Annotated in this window: 19 protein-coding genes; 8 read left to right on the top strand and 11 right to left on the bottom strand. The window is 57.1% G+C overall.

Annotated features, from left to right (window positions below; genetic code table 11):
* Position 1 precedes the first annotated feature (1 nt).
* The gene (locus ACFO6X_RS13230) at positions 2–895 is read right to left on the bottom strand and encodes a 23S rRNA (adenine(2030)-N(6))-methyltransferase RlmJ (RefSeq protein WP_382433819.1); all 894 of its coding nucleotides are present in this window, start codon (positions 893–895) and stop codon (positions 2–4) included.
* A gap of 131 nt (positions 896–1,026) precedes the next feature.
* On the opposite strand from ACFO6X_RS13230, the gene ACFO6X_RS13225 reads away from it, so the two are divergent.
* From ACFO6X_RS13225 to ACFO6X_RS13205, 5 genes are all read left to right on the top strand, one after another.
* Entirely contained in the window at positions 1,027–2,868 is a 1,842-nt protein-coding gene (locus tag ACFO6X_RS13225; protein WP_382433817.1) for a serine/threonine protein kinase, read from the top strand.
* A 205-nt stretch (positions 2,869–3,073) separates the two neighbouring features.
* On the top strand, positions 3,074–3,502 hold the full coding sequence (gene rplM, locus ACFO6X_RS13220; protein WP_091458541.1) for a 50S ribosomal protein L13: 429 nt from the start codon (positions 3,074–3,076) through the stop codon (positions 3,500–3,502).
* A 9-nt stretch (positions 3,503–3,511) separates the two neighbouring features.
* Positions 3,512–3,904: a 30S ribosomal protein S9 gene (gene rpsI / locus ACFO6X_RS13215; RefSeq protein ID WP_382433815.1), complete on the top strand. Its 393-nt coding sequence runs from the start codon at positions 3,512–3,514 to the stop codon at positions 3,902–3,904.
* A 172-nt stretch (positions 3,905–4,076) separates the two neighbouring features.
* Entirely contained in the window at positions 4,077–4,442 is a 366-nt protein-coding gene (gene erpA, locus ACFO6X_RS13210) for an iron-sulfur cluster insertion protein ErpA (protein WP_382433813.1), read from the top strand.
* A 168-nt stretch (positions 4,443–4,610) separates the two neighbouring features.
* Positions 4,611–5,048: a hypothetical protein gene (locus ACFO6X_RS13205; RefSeq protein ID WP_382433811.1), complete on the top strand. Its 438-nt coding sequence runs from the start codon at positions 4,611–4,613 to the stop codon at positions 5,046–5,048.
* Between the two features lie 18 nt (positions 5,049–5,066).
* On the opposite strand, the gene ACFO6X_RS13200 is transcribed toward ACFO6X_RS13205, so the two are convergent.
* From ACFO6X_RS13200 to ACFO6X_RS13170, 7 genes are all read right to left on the bottom strand, one after another.
* Positions 5,067–5,972, bottom strand: coding sequence for a 5'-nucleotidase (locus tag ACFO6X_RS13200; protein WP_382433809.1), 906 nt, complete (start codon positions 5,970–5,972; stop codon positions 5,067–5,069).
* A gap of 13 nt (positions 5,973–5,985) precedes the next feature.
* Positions 5,986–7,215, bottom strand: coding sequence for a type II secretion system inner membrane protein GspF (gene gspF, locus ACFO6X_RS13195; RefSeq protein ID WP_382433807.1), 1,230 nt, complete (start codon positions 7,213–7,215; stop codon positions 5,986–5,988).
* Between the two features lie 145 nt (positions 7,216–7,360).
* Entirely contained in the window at positions 7,361–9,088 is a 1,728-nt protein-coding gene (locus tag ACFO6X_RS13190) for a methyl-accepting chemotaxis protein (protein ID WP_382433805.1), read from the bottom strand.
* A gap of 75 nt (positions 9,089–9,163) precedes the next feature.
* Positions 9,164–10,189, bottom strand: coding sequence for an aliphatic sulfonate ABC transporter substrate-binding protein (locus tag ACFO6X_RS13185; protein WP_382433803.1), 1,026 nt, complete (start codon positions 10,187–10,189; stop codon positions 9,164–9,166).
* Between the two features lie 382 nt (positions 10,190–10,571).
* Positions 10,572–11,573, bottom strand: coding sequence for an LLM class flavin-dependent oxidoreductase (locus ACFO6X_RS13180; protein WP_382433801.1), 1,002 nt, complete (start codon positions 11,571–11,573; stop codon positions 10,572–10,574).
* 50 nt (positions 11,574–11,623) lie between these two features.
* Entirely contained in the window at positions 11,624–11,803 is a 180-nt protein-coding gene (locus ACFO6X_RS13175) for a hypothetical protein (RefSeq protein WP_382433799.1), read from the bottom strand.
* On the bottom strand, positions 11,800–12,522 hold the full coding sequence (locus ACFO6X_RS13170) for a helix-turn-helix domain-containing protein (protein WP_382433797.1): 723 nt from the start codon (positions 12,520–12,522) through the stop codon (positions 11,800–11,802). The genes ACFO6X_RS13175 and ACFO6X_RS13170 overlap by 4 nt, the downstream gene beginning before the upstream one ends.
* Positions 12,523–12,612: 90 nt before the next feature.
* Here ACFO6X_RS13170 and ACFO6X_RS13165 point away from each other — a divergent pair, with 90 nt between their 5' ends.
* From ACFO6X_RS13165 to ACFO6X_RS13155, 3 genes are all read left to right on the top strand, one after another.
* Positions 12,613–12,981 (top strand): response regulator transcription factor, encoded by a 369-nt coding sequence (locus tag ACFO6X_RS13165; protein WP_382433795.1) that lies wholly within the window; start codon positions 12,613–12,615, stop codon positions 12,979–12,981.
* Positions 12,982–12,986: 5 nt separating this feature from the next.
* Positions 12,987–13,754 carry an HD-GYP domain-containing protein gene (locus tag ACFO6X_RS13160; RefSeq protein WP_382433793.1) on the top strand — a complete coding sequence of 256 codons (768 nt, stop codon included), beginning with the start codon at positions 12,987–12,989 and terminating at the stop codon, positions 13,752–13,754.
* Between the two features lie 108 nt (positions 13,755–13,862).
* Positions 13,863–15,638 carry a sensor histidine kinase gene (locus ACFO6X_RS13155; protein WP_382433791.1) on the top strand — a complete coding sequence of 592 codons (1,776 nt, stop codon included), beginning with the start codon at positions 13,863–13,865 and terminating at the stop codon, positions 15,636–15,638.
* On the opposite strand, the gene ACFO6X_RS13150 is transcribed toward ACFO6X_RS13155, so the two are convergent.
* From ACFO6X_RS13150 to ACFO6X_RS13140, 3 genes are read right to left on the bottom strand one after another with little or no spacing between them, the layout of a single operon-like run.
* Positions 15,639–16,337, bottom strand: a complete 699-nt coding sequence (locus tag ACFO6X_RS13150) for a DUF484 family protein (protein WP_382433789.1) — start codon at positions 16,335–16,337, stop codon at positions 15,639–15,641.
* 6 nt (positions 16,338–16,343) lie between these two features.
* On the bottom strand, positions 16,344–17,216 hold the full coding sequence (dapF, locus tag ACFO6X_RS13145; RefSeq protein ID WP_382433787.1) for a diaminopimelate epimerase: 873 nt from the start codon (positions 17,214–17,216) through the stop codon (positions 16,344–16,346).
* A gap of 44 nt (positions 17,217–17,260) precedes the next feature.
* Positions 17,261–18,283, bottom strand: coding sequence for a metallophosphoesterase (locus ACFO6X_RS13140; RefSeq protein ID WP_382433785.1), 1,023 nt, complete (start codon positions 18,281–18,283; stop codon positions 17,261–17,263).
* Positions 18,284–18,586: the final 303 nt, after the last annotated feature.

The following is an 18,586-nucleotide window of genomic DNA, read 5'->3' as shown; positions in this document are numbered from 1 at the left end:
TCTAGCTGCCCGACTCTAAGGTGTGGGCAGCATTGCGGTCTTGCCCCAACCACTGCACCATTTGCGGCAACGCCTCCTTCAACGTTTCTTTCAGCGTGTAGGGTGGGTTGATCAAAAACATACCACTGGCTGGCAAGCCTGGGCGTTTGCTCTGACCTTCTAGGGTTTCGGTGATTTTGCTGGACTTGACAGTGAGTGTGGCGTGCAGCCAACTCTTGCCCGCCTTCTGGGCCATCGTCTTGAGGCGCCGGGGCAAATCATGCGCTTCGGGGCGTGGAATGATCGGATACCAAATCGCATAGGTGCCCGTAGCAAAACGCTTGAGACCATCCTGCACCATATCGAGCACCTTGCCATAATCGGTCTTGATCTCGTAACTCGGATCGCACAACACCAGCGCACGCCGCGATGGTGGGGGCAAAAACTTCTTCACCCCTTCAAAACCGTCTTCGTGCAGCACAGCCACCTGGCGGCCTGCCTCCAGTTGGGCCACATTGCCCACCAAGGCACGCATGTCTGAGGGGTGCAACTCAAACAGTTTGAGTTTGTCGTGGCTGCGCAGCAGCCGCTGGATGATGAAAGGCGAACCCGGATAGATCTTGGTGCTGGCACCCGCGTTAAAAGAACGTACCAAATCGATATAGGACTGCAATGCCGGAGCCAATGGCACATGGGCCGCACCCGGCACCGTCAAGCGTTGGATACCATCGGCAGCCTCGGCGCTGGTTTTGGCGTAATCTCCATCAAGACGGTACAGGCCCGCACCCGCGTGGGTGTCCAGCACCATCAGGGCGGCCTCTTTTTCGGTCAGGTGTTGCAGGGCGGCAATCAGCACAGTGTGCTTGAGCACATCGGCATGGTTGCCTGCGTGGAAGGCATGGCGATAACTGAACATGGCCCTATGGTAACGATCACTGCGCTGGATCAGCATTTTTTCATCGTTATCATGGATGATGGCGCTTTTTTACGGCATCTGCGCTGATTGTTCTTGATGCCCTTTTCTTTTGCCCTCTGGTAGCCGCCACCATGTCCGAACCCTCCCCCAGCACCCCCGTATCCGCCATTTACCATGCGGATGCTTTGCCCCCGGGGACACGCTTGGGTGAGTTCGAGATTCTTGCGCTGCTGGGCGTGGGTGGTTTTGGCATGGTGTACCAAGCCTTCGACCACTCCCTGCACCGCTCTGTGGCGATCAAGGAATACATGCCTGCAGCGTTGGCAGGGCGTGCGCAAGATCTGTCTGTGGCAGTGCGGGCGCTGGCCGATGTGCCCGCCTTTGAAGCCGGGCTACGCTCCTTCATGGGAGAGGCGCGGATGCTGGCCCAATTTGACCACCCTTCATTGGTCAAGGTGTTTCGCTTCTGGGAGGCCCACCATACCGCCTACATGGTCATGCCGCTGTACAGCGGCATGACTTTCAAGCAAGCACGATTACAAATGCGTGCCCCCCCCTCCGAGGCTTGGCTGCGCCAAGTGCTGTGGTCGGTATTGGGCGCCCTGCGCACACTGCATGAGGGGCACACGCTGCACCGTGACATCTCGCCCGACAACATCTTCTTGCAAGATGCTGGCCCCCCAGTGCTGCTAGACCTTGGCGCAGCACGCCACGCCATCAACGACCGTGAGCGCAAGCACACCGCCGTACTCAAGGTCAACTACGCGCCCATTGAACAATATGCCAGCGGAGATGCCGACCTGCCGCAAGGCCCGTGGAGCGATCTGTACTCACTGGCCGCCGTGGTCTATGGGTGCCTGTGCAATGACATGCCCGAGCCATCCACCCTGCGGGCCATTCGTGACCGCATGGTGCCCTTTGCCCGTGTAGCCCGTACTGTGGGGCAACAGTTTGGTCAGGTCTACTCACCGGCCTTCGTCAATGGCATCACGCAAGCCTTGGCACTGCGCCCACAAGACAGGCCCCAAAGCATCGATGCCTTGCTGCAACTGCTGGAGATGACAACTGCCCCAGCCCCACTGGGTGCCTTTGACTTTCGGGCCGCTTTGGGAGACATTTGGGTGGAGCCCACCGACCAGCCCAACGCCGGCCCAATTCCAACGGTAGACCTGTCTTCACCCAAGGCCGTCAGCGCCGGCCCAATCCCCGCCCCCGCAACCTCCTCGCACAGCCGCCCAATGGCCGATGCTGGCGACACCATCTTGCTAGAGGACGTGCAGGACACCCTGCTCATGCATGGGCCAGACACCCTCATCCAAGAGATGCCCCCCGAACCTATCGGGCTGGAGTCGAGTTGGCCCGAGCGGGCCTCACGGCGCCCCCACACCACCAGCACACCAGCTGCGGCCCCTACCAAGGCTGGGCGCCGCTGGGTAATATGGGCGGCCGTGGCTGCGGTGGCGGTGGCAGTGACTGCCGGGATCGGAGCGTATGCAAGCCGCAGCCCAGCCAAGGCCACAGCCCCCGTCGAAGACATCATCACCGAGAAGGCAGACCCCGTTCCCACGCCCGCTCCAACCACCACGCCAGCGCCCCCGCCTGAACCAGCAGTCCCCACCGCCGAAGTGCTGCCAGAAGGCCCAGCGCCAGCCTTTGTTGAGAAAACCGACCCACGGGCACTGTCGCAAAACGCCCCGCCCAAACCGCCTCCCAACCGCAAGCCCACCAGCACAGCCACGGCCACTGCAACTACCACACCGGCCCCAGCCCCAACAGCCCCGGCGGCAGAAGCCCCTGTAACCCACGCCCCCAGCCCCCCCAAGCCTGCGCCAGCGTTGTGCGAAGACAGCGGTGTATTAACCCGCAGCATGTGCCTGCGCCGGGAGTGCCGCCAACCCGCTTTTGTCAATTTGCCCGCCTGTGTGGAGTTTCGCAAGCAGATGGAGCCGCTGGAAGTACGTTCATCCAATTAAGACTACCCGTCAAATAGCCTGCGCTATATAATCGCGGGCTTCGCAGCGTTTGCGCGACTCCGCGGCGAAGGGTAATCAGTGGTTCAACACCTGCTTTGCCTATACCACCTAAGAGGTTTCCTCCAGAGAAACACCGACCGTGGAAAAGAGTCCCCAGGACGCCAGCCCCTGTTCAGGCTGGTCAAACCCTCGAAAGAAACACAGCATGAAAACTTTCAGCGCCAAGCCCGCTGACGTGCAGCACGAGTGGTTTGTGATTGACGCCACCGATAAGGTGCTCGGACGGGTAGCCAGCGAAGTTGCCCTCCGTCTGCGCGGCAAACACAAAGCCATTTACACACCTCACATCGATACTGGTGACTTCATCGTCATCATCAACGCTGCCAAGCTCAAGGTCACCGGTACCAAGAACCTGGACAAGGTGTACTACCGCCACTCTGGCTACCCCGGCGGCATCACAGCCACCAACTTCCGTGACCTGCAAGCCAAGTTCCCTGGCCGCGCACTGGAGAAGGCTGTCAAGGGCATGTTGCCCAAGGGCCCACTGGGCTATGCCATGATCAAAAAGCTGAAGGTGTATGGCGGTGCCGAGCATCCGCACAGCGCCCAACAGCCCAAAGTGCTGGAAATCTAAGGAGCCGAGATGATTGGTGAATGGAACAACGGCACTGGCCGTCGCAAATCCAGCGTAGCCCGTGTATTCCTGAAAAAAGGCACTGGCAAAATCACGATCAACGGCAAGGACGTCCAAGCCTACTTCGGTCGCGAAACCTCCATCATGATTGCCAAGCAACCGCTGGTACTGACCAACCATGTCGAGACCTTCGACGTGCAAGTCAATGTCCACGGTGGTGGTGAATCCGGCCAAGCCGGTGCTACCCGCCACGGCATCACCCGCGCCCTGATCGACTACGATGCCACGCTCAAGCCCGCACTGAGCCAAGCTGGTTTCGTCACTCGTGACGCCCGTGAAGTCGAGCGTAAGAAGGTCGGTCTGCGTTCTGCACGCCGCGCCAAGCAGTTCTCCAAGCGTTAATCCGCTTTTTTGCCTGCTACCCAAGCCGCCCAAGGTTCGCCTAGGGCGGCTTTGTTGTTGGTGGGGTCTCAGTAATGACCCTAGGCAGATGGATGGCAAGTGCCGTCCGCCTGAATGGCCGACTGTTTTTAAGTAGTATTTGGGTGCGTTCCCAAAATCCCGGAGATTCCCCATGAGTGCTGTAGCCCAAGCCCCCCAAACCGAAGAAATGCCCGCACCCATCCTCTTTACCGACAGTGCCGCCGCCAAAGTAGCCGACCTGATCGCCGAAGAAGGCAACCCCGACCTCAAACTGCGTGTATTTGTGCAAGGTGGTGGCTGCTCGGGTTTTCAGTATGGTTTCACCTTTGATGAAATCGTCAATGACGACGACACCACTATGACCAAGAATGGCGTCTCGCTGCTGATTGATGCCATGAGCTACCAATATCTGGTGGGTGCCGAGATCGACTACAAAGAAGACTTGCAAGGCGCACAGTTCGTCATCAAAAACCCCAATGCCACCACCACTTGTGGCTGTGGCTCGAGTTTCTCCTGAGTAGGCACTCCAAAAGGAGTGCAATTTGCTACCTGCTGGATGAAAATGGGGACATCCTGAAAAAAGGCTTCATTTTTGCGATGATCTGCCGTTATAGCAATACGAGACGGCGATAAAGCCTTCTGTGGGGCCGCCGGTTTTTACCCATCATTGCTACGGGGCATCGCCATGCAAATTCCTCCCGTTGACCGATCACCATCGTGGCGCACGATCAGCTCTGATCTGTCTACCACCGGCGCGTCCGGGGCCGTGCCCGTGCGCCCCATCAACAATCCCAACCCAGTTGAATCGATGGATCGGCTCGGTGAGGGGGCCATCGTCAAAACACCCGACAAGCCCTCCGACACCGATGGGCCTAACCGCGACTGGACAACACCAGAAGAGAAAAAACTGGTGCAGGAGCTGCCTCCAGAACCGGAGCCAGAGCCCATTTACAAGCAGTTACTGGACTTTATCCAGTCCATGTGGCGAGCCAGTGGCACCGCCATCGAGATGGCCCAAGAGATCAACAAAATGACCTTGCAAGAGCGTATGGCCTTGCAAGCCAAGAACGATGCCGACCTGACCTACTCCGACCCCAAGGTCAAGCGCACTGGGGGGCTGTAGTGGCCCTGAGTGCCTGGGTCACGGCACGTTGGCAATCCCACTACTGACATGGCCTGCTGGTACATGGCGAGCCGCAGAGGTCACATGGCCGGTTTGGTCATCAAAGAAAAAATCCGGTTCAAACTCACGCAAAAATTCGCCCTTGGGCAGGCCGCCCAAAAACATGGCTTCATCTACGGCAATGTTCCAATCCATCAGGGTGCGGATGGCGCGTTCGTGCGCCGGGGCGCTGCGTGCTGTGACCAAGGCCGTGCGTAAGCGCATCCCACTGCTGCCGCTGGCCTGCTGCAAGCGGTGCAAGGCGGCCAGCAAGGGCTTGAATGGGCCTTCGGGCAAAGGCTGGGCCGCTTTGTCGCTCTCGTGGCGCTGAAAGGCATCGAGTCCTTGGGCTTGAAACACGCGCTCGGCCTCGTCTGAGAACAGCACGGCATCACCATCAAACGCAATACGCACTTCTTGCGGATGGGCGTTGCCTGCTTGGGCTGATTCAGTCAACACCCGTGCAGCAGGGTAGCCCAAGTGCAGCGCCTGGCGCACATCGGCCTCATTGGCAGACAAAAACAAATGTGCCCCCAAAGGCCGTAAATAACCGAAAGGCTCACGCCCTTGGGTAAAAACACCACGCTGCACACTGGGTAACCCGTGGGCTTGGCAAGAACGGAACACCCGCAAACCACTGACGGGATCATTGCGCGACAACAGCACCACCTCGACCCGTGCCTGCTCTGGTGTATTAAAAGCCAGCAGCTTGCGCACCAGCGAAAAAGCGACCCCTGGGGATGCGGCCACCTCTAGGCGCTCGCGCTGCAAGGCCCGGTAAGCGGCATCGTTATCACGGTCAAAAACCGTGTTTTCCTCCTCAAAATCAAACAAGGCCCGCGAAGAAATAGCGACCACCAACTGGTTTTGCAAAGAGGCACTCATGGCTTAGCAACAGTTATTTGACAAATTGGTTGAGTTGAATGATGGGCAATAGCACGGCCAGCACAATCAGCATCACCACCAGCCCCATCGTCACAATCAGCACAGGCTCCAAGATGGTGGCTAACTGCATGGAACGGCGCTGCACCTCGGCAGAGAGTTGCTGGGCTGCCCGTTGCAGCATTAGAGGCAACTGCCCCGTCTGCTCACCCAACCGGGCAAACATGGCTACCAACCCCGGAAAACGCTTTTTCTGGGCCAATGCCGACGCCAACGGCGCACCCTCACGCACCAGCACCAGCGCCTCCAGTGCATCGGCGCGCATAGCGCGGTTGTTCAGTGTCTCTGCCGCCGCCTGCAAAGCCTTCAAAATGGGAACTCCCGCACCAGCCAACATAGCCAAGGTGCTGGCAAAACGAGCGGCGTTATAACTGCGTGCCAAGCGCCCCAACAAAGGCAATTGCAACCAAGCCGCATCTACCTTTTGTCGGAATACCTCCCCCGCCAGCATCCAGCGCCAACCTACAGCCCCCAAAAGCAGCACCAGTAGCAATGCCCCACCGTACTGGCGCACTGCGCTACTCAAAGCCAACATGGCCACCGTGAGAAAGGGCAAAGCCCGTTTGGTGCCAGCAAACACGCTCGCTACCTGGGGCACAACATAGGTCACTAAAAACAGCACAATTACCAGGGCCAACAAGGTCACGATGGCGGGATAGAGTGCAGCCCCCATCAGCTTGGCGCGCAAGGCTTGGCGTTCTTCCAGATCATCGGCCAGACGTTCCAGCACCAGCCCTAGGCTGCCACTGGCTTCTCCCGCACCAATGACGGCACTGTAAATATCAGAAAACTCCTGTGGGTGCTGTTGTAAAGCGCGGGCAAAGCTAGCGCCTGCATTCACTTCGGCCCGTAAAGCAGCCAGCAAGTGGTGCTGGCGTTCGTCTTCGGCCTCATCGGCCAAAGCGGTGAGTGCCCGCTCCAACGGCAGACCAGACACCACCAATCCCGCCAATTGGCGCGTCCACACCGCCAAACCCGTGGCATCAAACACCGGACGGGTCAAAAGCCGCTGGCTCCATGATGGCGTACTGCCACCCACAGAGCCGACTTCCACCAGTGCCACGGCCAAGGGCACCAGAGCTTGGGCACGCAACTGGCTGCGTGCAGCCTTGGCCGTATCGGCCTCCAGCACACCAGTGCGGGTCTGGCCCTGGGCATCCAGGGCTTCAAAAGAAAAAGCGGGCATAGGCAGCAGTTGGGCGTTCAGGACACAGCGTCAAGCCGTGCATGGTAGCGGCTGACGCCCCCAACCTTATGACCAGACGCTGCCTTGCAGGCACATGCACGCCCGCCACACCCCACCAATCATGGGCGGGAACTGTGGCGAATACTCAAAAGCTTTCCCAGTCGTCCTCGGCTGCTTTGGTTTTACCAGGTGCTGGCTTCATCAATGCGGCGGGCTTACTGGCTTGGTGTGGCACCGCTGGTTTGGGGGCTGCAGCCACCCGAGGTGCCGCACCGGTGCGGGGCAATGGTGCTGCCACGGGTGCTGCCCGTAACGCAGCTTGGCGCGGAGCGGCATTTTGCGCGCTGAAGTCCAACTTGAACACACTCACCGCCTGCACCAAGTCTTGGGCCTGTGCCTTCAGGCTGGCAGTGGCTGCAGCCATTTGCTCGACCAACGCCGCATTTTGCTGTGTGGCATGGTCCATCAGTGTGACTGCCTCGCCCACCTGGGCTACACCGTTGGCCTGCTCACTGCTGGCAGCACTGATCTCGCCCACAATATCGGTCACATGCTTAATGGCACTGACCACTTCGTTCATGGTCTCACCCGCCTTGTCCACCAACACTGTGCCGTATTCGACCCGCTCCACACTGGCATTGATCAAGCTTTTGATTTCTTTGGCTGCATCTGCCGAACGGCCAGCCAAACTGCGCACCTCAGAGGCCACAACGGCAAAACCGCGTCCTTGCTCACCAGCACGGGCCGCTTCTACTGCGGCATTCAAGGCCAAAATATTGGTTTGAAAGGCAATACCATCAATCACACTGATGATGTCGGCAATCTTGCGGCTAGACTCATTGATATCTTTCATGGTCTCCACCACCTGCCCCACCACTTCGCCGCCCCTGACGGCTACATTTGAGGCATTCACAGCCAATTGATTGGCTTGGCGGGCGCTGTCGGCATTTTGTCGCACCGTAGAGCCTAATTCTTCCATAGAAGCAGCCGTCTGCTCCAGAGCACTGGCTTGGCTTTCAGTGCGGGTAGACAGATCGCTATTGCCTTGGGCAATTTCACTCGATGCGGTAGCAATGCCATCGGTGCCAGTGCGCACTGCACTGACAATTTTTACCAAGCTGTCATTCATGGCCTTCATGGCCGCCATCATTTGCCCAGTTTCATCATTGGATCTGACTTCTATTTTGCTGGTCAAATCACCTGCTGAAATGGTGTTGGCAAAGTTTCCGGCAAACTTCAACTGGTGAATCAAATTACGGGCAATGACAAAAATCATCCACCCCACCACAATACCAATCAGGCATGTCACTACCACAGACACCCAAATGGCAGAAGAAATCTCAGACCGTCCTTCTTGAGCCACCTCTTTAGATATAGTATCACTGAGCTTCATGTGCTCAACAAAAGAATCTCGCAATTTGATTTCGTTGGGCTGATTTTTAACGATCAGATCGCGCGCTTCATCAAATAAATTTCCACGCGACATCTCCAGAACACCCTGCACCCCTTTGTAGTAAACCTCTAATGCTGCCCGATGTTGATCCAACATTTTTCTATCGGCAGAACCAGAAGCAAACACTTCGTAACCCTTGAGAGACTCCTTCACATTCTCATAATCTGCCTTGATATATTTTTCAATATCAGATTTTGCATTATCATCTGCACTCAAAACATGCAATGATGTATGTGCTCGCAGTTGGCCAAATTCATCAATAGCTTTGGATAATACCAACACACTGGGAACCGTATTGAAATTACCTTTATTGGTAACTTCATAAACCTTGTTCATCTTCAGATGACCAATAAACCCGACCAACATCAGGCCGATCAAAGACAAACAAAGTGTCAAATACAAGCGTTTTGCGATGGACATCGTTGCAATGCTCCCAGTGCTGCAAATGGACATCGCGGGGCCAGCCCGCGATGTAATCAAGGTTTTTTCTACTGCTTACTTCATGAATTCGCTGGTGATCAGCTCATCAATCGCCTTGTTGCCCACGGCCTCTGAAGACACCAGCTTCTCTTGCACCAAAACAGGAAGCCCAGCCTTCAAGGATTTAATGTGGGTTGCACCGGGGGTGGGATTGGAAAAGTCGTTGCGCTTGAGCTGGGCCTTGGCCACTGGCAGGCTGATCTTGGCTTCTTCAGACATCAGCTTGGCTGTTTCTTCTGGATTGGCAATAACCCAAGTACGTGCCTTTTCATAAACCCGAATCACACGCTTGACGGTGTCTGGATACTTGCTCACAAACGACTCATTGGCATTCAAGAAACCAAAGCTAGAAAAATCAGGATTACGGTACAAGACCTTGGTTCCCGCTTCAATGGTAGAAGCTGCCTGATGGGGGTCTAATGCCATCCAAGCATCTACCTCCTTATTTTCAAGTGCTTTGCGTCCGAGCGAGTGCGCCAAATTGACAATCGTGACATCGGCTTTACTCATGCCATTCATATCCAATGTCCGAAGGAAGAAGTTATACGCATCTGTGCCAGGGGTGGCTGCAATCTTCTTGCCTTTCAAATCTTTGACACTGGTGATGGTCGAATCTTTCTCGATGGTAAGTGCCACCCAATCTGGCTTGGAAAACACATACACAGCCTTGAGCGGTGCTCCATTGCTGCGTGCCATCACAGCAGACAATCCGGCAGCCGAACCAAAATCAATGCTGCCTTTTTTCAGAAAATCAATCGCATTGCTGCTACTAGGACTGAACACCCACTTGACTGGAATATTGTCTTTTTTGAATTCTTCTTCCATCCAGCCCATCTTTCGCACTACCAAACTGGTAGGAGAATAGCTCGCATAGTCTACCCGAATTTCTTTGGGGTTTTCGGCAGACGCAGAAAATGGTATGACCGAGAAAACACCAGTAACAACCAAGCCTAGCACTTTTCCGTAAACTTTCATATTTTCCTCTTTTCTGGTTTGTACCGCACTAGATCTATGCGGATTGCTGAAACAGCAGGTTTGCATTCAAAAACAGCAGCCACAAAAAAACTTGGAACTAATTTCCTTTTTTGCTTCTCCAAGGTCTACCACAAGTAATGATTAAAAAATAGGCACCTGTGGTGCTCTGTAGCATAACGCAATTCCAGTATCAGAATGTCCTGATTCATCATTCATCTCATGCTGATTTCATTTAAGAAATTTCTGATTCAGAATTACAACCTCCATTCTTTGTGATAACACATGGTGTTTCTTGCAAAAATCATGTAGGCATTCTTGGGGAAAGCCATCAGAAAATTCATGGCTACCACTCCAATAGATAAAACGATTTATTCTTATTTATATTTAATTTATCACTCCAAAAAAAATCAGGCTCCATTGGAGCCTGATTGGGAATGTGTGCAGACTATTACTGTCTGATTTGGGCTGCAGCAATGTCCAGTGACCGCAGACGCAATGCTGGGTCAAACACATCACAGACCAACATGAACTCATCGGCCTGCGTTGTCTGCCACAGTGCATCAAATCCAGCCCGAACCGCCTCAGGGCCACCAATGACAGCCGCTGCCAAGAAGTCAGCAATACCAGCCTGTTCTTGAGCACTGATCTGGGCACCAAAGTTCTCTACTGGGGGCTGCAAACGCCCGCGCCGTCCGGTCAGAATGCCCAGCACACGTTGATAGGTGCTACTGGCCAGATAAGCCGCTTCCTGATCCGTAGGGGCGGCAATGACTGGCACACCAACCACCACATAGGGCTTATCTAATGCAGCTGATGGCCGAAACAATCGCCGGTACAGCTCAATTGCCTGAAGCAACATACGCGGGGCAAAATGGGAAGCAAACGCATAGGGCAAGCCCATCTGCGCTGCCAGCTGTGCCGAAAACAGGCTAGATCCCAGTAGCCAGAGGGGCACTTGGGTACCCGCTCCAGGCATAGCCACAATACGCTGGCCGGGTTGCACCGGCCCCAAAAGGCGCTGCACTTCGGCCACGTCGCGTGGAAAATCCTCTTCCATTTCAACACGGTCGCGGCGCAAAGCCCGCATGGTAGGGCCATCTGTGCCGGGGGCACGGCCCAGCCCCAGATCAATGCGACCGGGGTACAGCTCGGCTAAGGTGCCAAAAGCCTCAGCCACCACCAGTGGAGCATGGTTAGGCAGCATGATGCCACCGGAGCCCACACGGATGGAGGTGGTCTGTCCTGCAATATGGCCCACCAGCACCGCAGTGGCCGAGCTGGCAATGCCAGGCATGTTGTGGTGTTCAGCCACCCAATAACGTCGGAATCCGAGTGCCTCGACATGCTGGGCAGTACGCGAGGCAATATCCAAAGCTTGGGCCACGGTGCCGCCTTCACGGACGGCCACCAGATCCAGCATGGACAGGGCAGGGCGATGAAAAGTAGTCATGGTGCCATTGTGGCGCTTGTGCGCAGACACCATACAAGCCACTGGCCTAGTTACTGCCCCGCAGATGTGGGCTTTTGCGCATTCACAGGATTGGCAGCGGCCGCACTGGGCGTGGCCTGTGCAGCCGATGGTGACGCGCTTTGGGCGGCCTTGAGCAGCATGGCCGACAGGTCGGCACGGATTTTTTCTGCTTGGGATTGCAAGGGGGTGGGGTTGGTACTTTCAGTCATTGCGCGAATCTACCACCAATGGCAGGCCAAGCACAGACATCTGTGGCCTGTAAGCTCGTGGCCAGCAATGCGGGCAGCTCCTGCACCAGTTGTGGCTTGTGGGCCACGGGCACCCCTGCCAACGCAAAAGCATACCGGGCTTGCTCTACAGCATCCAGCCCTGTCAGCACAATCAACTGACTGCCTGCAAACTGTGGGTGCGAACGCCAGCGGCTGATCAATGTGCTGCCGTCAATGCTGGGCAACACAATATCGACCAAGAGCACTTGGGGCTGCAATTGCCCTGCCATGACCAAGCCCACAATGCCATCGTCTGCCACATACAGTTCCACTTGGGGAAAATGGTGGTGGAGCAACTGCCGAACCAGATTTTGGATATGGACGGAATCCTCGATCAGCAACACCTTGGGCCTACCAACGCCCTTGCAGGCTACCGAGGAGAGGTGATCTGAAGCGACTGCCGCCACCGAAGGCGGCTGCACTGCCGAGCGCACCACCGTCAGTGGCGTCCCCAGCGGGTTGGGTGCCTGACGCTGGGCCAGCCACCGTTGCACCGAAGCCCGCGCAATGCGCCGATGCCCACCCGGTGTTTTCCAGGCCTCAAGTTCGCCCCGGTCGACCATCAACTGCACAGAACGCACAGCCAACCCCAGCGCCTGCGCTACATCGCGGGTACTGCAACTTTCGGGCAATAAAGAAACTTGCTCTATGCGGGCCATTAGAAAATTCTATCATTTCTAAATCTATTTTTTGATAGATATGATAAAATTACCAGTGTACCGTGTCTCTACTTTCCAAAAAACTGCATCATGGGCAAGCGCATATTGATTGTCGAAGACCATGCCGATATTCGCCGGCTGATCCGCATGACCCTGGAATTCGAAGACCATGAGATCCATGAGGCAGCCAATGCAGATGAAGGCTTGGCCCAGGTGCGTCTTGTCCGTCCTGATTTGCTGCTACTGGATGTCGTGATGCCGGGCAGCATGGATGGTTTGGATCTGTGTCGTTTGGTCAAGTCAGACCCAACACTGGGCCAGCCCAGCGTCATTCTGCTCACAGCGCGTGGACAAAGCCAAGACGTGGAGGTAGGCATGGGGGCTGGAGCCAATGCCTATTTGCTCAAACCCTTTAGTCCACTCAAACTGATAGAGACCATCAACAGCTTAGAAGACTGATGTCCATGTCCCAAGCCGTGCGCACGCCGGAGGCAACACAATTCGATGCGGCAGCCGCTGACCAAATGGAGAAAATCATCTCTGATTTGGGGCGCATGTACCACGAACGCAACGAAGCCCTTCAGGAGGTGGCCCGCGCCCACCACGAGGCGCTGTTTCGGCTGGCGATGGCAGCAGAATACAAAGATGACGACACGGGTGTACATATCGTGCGTATCGGGTTTCTGGCCGAGGCACTGGCCCTGTATCTAGGGCAGTCGGTGTCGTATGCCACGCTGCTGCGCAAGGCGGCACCGATGCACGACATCGGCAAAATCGGCATTCCAGACAACGTGCTCAAAAAACCCGGCCCGCTCAACCATACTGAGCGTGAGGTGATGAACCAGCACCCCGCCATCGGCGCCGATATTTTGGGTAAGTCGCGTATCGCCCTGTTCCAGATGGCCTCCGAAATCGCCTTGGCCCACCATGAACGCTGGGATGGTCGGGGCTATCCTTCAGGGTTGGTCGGTGAGAGCATCCCCCTGTCTGGACGCATCGTCACAGTGGTGGACTTTTATGACGCCCTGACGATGGACAGGGTGTACCGCAATGCCTTCAGCAATGAGAAGGCGCTGGAAATGCTGCTGTCGGAGCGGGGACGGGCTTTCGATCCAGCCGTGGTGGACTGCTTTATGGAGCACAGCGACGCGCTGTGGGCATTGCGCCAGCGCGTCACTCTGCATCGCATGACTTTTGCCGATTTGGTCACCGACAACCCCTTGGGACGCTAAGCATCCAACTCGCTCTTGCACCTGTTTGGGTGACTCCGATATTTTCAATTTCTGTTCTGTTCATTGGCCCGGCACCAACAGGCCATTGACTTCTTCTGCGGCCTCCCCATGAAAGCTTCCGCGCCCTCTGCCCATGTTGCCAGTCGGCACCGCACGCCCCGCCATGCAGTGATGGTCTACGGCTTCAGCCTGTTTGTGTTGGTTGTAGTGTGGACTACTGTGGTCACGGTGCTGTACTGGCAGTGGCAGGCTACACAAGAGACCGAACTGCGCCAAAACATCAACATGGCCCGCGCCATCAAGGAACATACTTTGCGGGTCTTAGAGACGATGGATCAGGCCGTGCTACGCCTGCAAACCCTGGCGGCCGAGCACAAGCCACAGCCACAGGACTACCTGCGCACGGCCAACGAGACCGGCTTGGTGCCCGACATCATGACGCAATTGTCATTTGTCGATGCAGAAGGGTACTTTCAGGGCAGCAACCTGGATCCCGACGGCAAACGCAGTGGCAAGATCTCACTCAAGGATCGCGAACATATTCGGGTACACCTGCAACCGCGTGAAGCCGATCCAACCTCACGCGAGCTATGGGATGGCCTGTTCATCAGCAAACCTTTGCAAGGCCGTGTGTCTGGGCAATGGACCATCCAGCTCTCGCGCAAAGTAACCGGGCTGGATGGGCATACCGTGGGGGTGGTAGTGGCTTCGCTCAATCCCGTACATCTGTCCAATGTTTACAGCAATGTGCAACTGAGCCCAGGGGCGGGTTTGATGCTGGCGGGGCTGGACGAGATCATCCGGGTGCGGGTGATTGATGGCATGAGCTCTGGCGTGGGTGAGCGCACCCCTGCCGCGCTGGCAACTGCCATTCTGGAAAATCTGGATGGCACCATCATTGGCACTGGCAACGATGGCGTCGAGCGCATCGTGGGCTACAGCCGGGTCGGCAATTACCCACTCACCGTCATCAGCGGCACCACAGTAGAGGAAGCTTTTAGCCGCTGGCGGGCCAATCGCAATGTGCTGCTGGTAATGTCCACCTTGGCCAGCCTGTGTGTGGTGGCTTTTTTGGCACTTTTTCGCAGCAGCGTTCGTGAACTGGCACAAAGCCATGAGGCATTGGTACACAGCGAGGCCATAGCCCAACAGGCCAGCCAAGCCAAAAGCGAATTTTTGGCCGCCATGTCCCATGAGCTGCGCACCCCCCTGACCAGCATCAAGGGATTCTCAGAACTGATTGCCCTGCGCAGCAAAGACACAGCCATTATTGAGCAAGCCGGTCTGATCAGCCATGCCGCCACCCACCTCAATAGCCTACTGACCGAAATTTTGGATCTGGCCCGGATTGAAGCCAATGCCATGCCCACCCACCCTGTGCCCGTGGTGCTGCACGATGTCCTGCATGAAGTAACTGCCCTGTTTGAAATCAGTGCCTTAGCCAAGGCATTGCATCTGCATTGCTCTGTGGCCCCTGGAGTGCCCGAGCGCATGGTGACCGACCCGCTCAAGCTCAAGCAAATTTTGAACAATCTGCTGTCTAACGCCGTCAAATTTACGGAGCAAGGGCATATCGACTTGCATGTCGAACTCGATAGCACCGGACAATCTTTGCTGCTGCATGTGCGCGATACCGGCCCAGGCATTGCCCCCGAACTGCACGAACGCATTTTTGAGCGTTTTCGCCAAGGCAATGCCCGCACCAGTTATGAGCATGGGGGCACTGGGCTAGGCCTAGGGTTGTCACGCGGACTGGCACAACTGCTCGGTGGCACTTTGACACTGCAATCCACCACTGGGGCGGGTGCCTGCTTCACGCTGTCGCTGCCGCTGGTGCTTCCAGAGGCGCTGCCCACCACGGTCGCAGCCACCACCAGCGCCTGATCAACGCAGGCGTGCTAGGGCTGCACTGGCCGTCTCGGCAATGCGTGTCAGAAAATCGGTGCCCATCGTGGCCTCAAAGCGGTGTGGGTCCTCTGAGGCCAGCACCAACAGGCCAAAGGCCGGGGTGGCGTGCTCCATCGGGCCATCGCGCAGCGGCAACAGCGCCAGCGATTGCACCATGTCGCCATCACGCAACCAGCCCACCGGCTCAAAGCCCAAATTGGGGCCGCAAAAAGGCATGGTCAGGGAGGAGGCAAAGGCGCGCACGTCGTGGCTGGCACCCATGGCAAACGGTGCATTGGCGTAGGCCTGAGAGACGCCCCAGATACGCATGGCAGCTTGGGGTACCTCAAACTGGCGCCGAATGCCTTGCACTACCATCTCAGGCAAAGAGGGCGGATGCGTGACGCGTTGCAGGTCACAGGCCCACTGGTGCAGGCGCTGGTCAATCGACATGTTTTGCTGGCCGTTGTGCACCATGTCCAGAATGCGCTGCTCCAGATCGGCAATTTTGGCGCGCAGGCGCTCGGCTTGGCGCTCTTGCAAACTGACGGCCCGATGCCCATGCGGGCTGATGATCTGCACGTTGGTCAGCAACTCGGCATGGCGCTCAAAAAACCCCGGCGTCTCCATGAGGTAATCGGCAATGTCCTCTTCGGTGATCGGGGCCATAAAAGGGGTGGGGTCGTGGGCAGTCATAGGGTGTCAAAGGGTATCGGGTAGTTCGATCTGACCTTGAAAAACGAAGGTGGCCGGGCCGGTCATCAACACCGCATCAGTAGGCTGACCGCCCCAGGCAATGCTCAAGCGCCCACCGTGGGTATCTACATCCACCCGTGCATCTAGCAAACCCAGGCGGATGCCAGCCACCACCGCAGCGCAGGCGCCGGTGCCACAAGCCAGCGTCTCGCCTGCACCACGCTCATACACGCGCAGGCGAATGTGGTCGCGGGCCACCACTTGCATGTAGCCCGCATTGACCCGCTGCGGAAAGCGCGGGTGGTGCTCAATCAACGGGCCGGTGGTGGCGACGGGGGCCGCATCCACATCGGCCACAATCTGTACGGCATGGGGATTGCCCATCGACACCACACTCACCATCACTGTAGGGCCCCCGTTGCCCAGCTCCAACGGCCAGTGCTGTCCTTGGCCTTGCTGTTGGGGTTGTAGACCACTGGCCTCAAAAGGCACACGGGCGGGCTCTAGCACCGGGCAGCCCATATCCACCGTCACACGGCCATCGGGCGTCAGCTGGGGGGCAATCACGCCAGAGCGGGTTTGTACGCGGATAGTGTCCTTGTCTGTCAACCCGCAGTCACGCACATAGCGGGCAAAACAGCGCGCACCGTTGCCACATTGTTCTACCTCACCCCCATCAGCGTTGTGGATCACATACTCAAAATCGATGCCCGGCCCCGGCGAGGGACGCACCGTGAGAATTTGATCAGCACCCACGCCAAAGTGGCGGTCACCCAGCAGGCGGTAGTGCGCTGGCGTCAGGCCCAGACGGCCTTGGGTTTCGTCGAGCACGACAAAGTCGTTGCCCGCACCTTGCATCTTGGTAAAGCGGATCTGCATAGGGGGCCATTATCGTTGCAGGCTTGGCCTGACTGTGATGTGCTTCAGTGCAGTTGCAACACATCCACCCTAGGCACCACACCCAACCTTGCCGGTAGCCCGATAGTACCGACCCCCGTGGTAACAAAGAGTGTCCCAGCCGGCGTGCTATAGCGGCCCGCATACCAGCCGTAGGCACTGATGCCTGGCAACACGCGGTGTTGCGTGATCCACGGCAGGGTGATCTGCCCACCGTGGGTATGGCCGCTGAGTACCAATGTGGCAGCATCTGTGGGCAATAAGGCGGCGGTATCAGGCTGGTGCGCTAGCACCAGCCGAGGCCGGTTGGGGGGTGCTGATGGCAACAAACGGGCAATATCGGTGCGCGGGTCAGCCCCCCACAAATCGCCTAAGCCCACAATCTCCCAACCCTTGAAAGAAATCGCTTGGCCCTCCAGCAGCTGCACACCGTGGGTTTGCAAGGCGGTGCGCAACACGGAGGTCAGTGGTGGGCCCGGAGACTCGGTATCGTGGTTGCCCAATACCGCCCACACCGGATGGCGCAACTGGGCCAATGGAGCCAAAGCAGTTTGCAAATCCAATGGTGGGTCATAAGTCCAGTCTCCTGCCACCACCACTGCATCAACTGCTTGGGCATTGAGCACTTCCACCAACCGCTCCAACTGCCAACCACGCACAAACAACCCCAGATGCAGATCAGCCACCAGCGCCAGCCGCAAAGGTGGGCTGCCTGCGGGCAAGGCCAGCGGGTGCGTGCGCACCACCAATAAGCGTGGCTCGACCAAGGCGCCCCAAGCTGCTACTGCCAGCACCACCAGCCCCAGCCCATGCTGCCCACGCCGCCCTGCCGACCGATGCAGCCCTATCAGCATCCCCAGCAACCAAGGCAACAAAGCCCACGATGCCCAGAAAATCCACAACTTAAACCAGACCACCACCACTCGCCCAGGCTCAGTCCAACGCCCCTGCAAATCCCACCCTGCCAACAGAGCCGCCAGCAAACACCACCATGCCCCCAGACGGTAAGCAGCCCCAAGCACAGAGCCACTGCGGGCAGATATGAACAAGGAAACTAGCAACTCGACTTCCTCCGCGCCCTAAAGGGCAGAGACTCCCTCTACAGACGTGCGATGCCCCGCACGGACGCTGGATTGGCTCAGGATATTTTTGACTGCATTCTTATCCCGATGGTGCCCACAGCCACAGTCCACACAACCCCCGTGCTTTACTCCAAGGTTTGCGATACCTTTCGGCCTCGAATCGTGCCATGCACTGCGATGCGTACAGTCTTGCGACGACAACGCTTGATTTGGCGTTGCCCACAGCGATGCCATCGTCTTAGTCAAAGCAGGTGCCATCTTTGATTTTGC

This window comes from Giesbergeria sinuosa (assembly GCF_042652905.1).
In the GTDB taxonomy this organism is placed as follows: domain Bacteria; phylum Pseudomonadota; class Gammaproteobacteria; order Burkholderiales; family Burkholderiaceae_C; genus Simplicispira; species Simplicispira sinuosa.
This window is presented reverse-complemented; position numbering and strand designations above follow the sequence as displayed.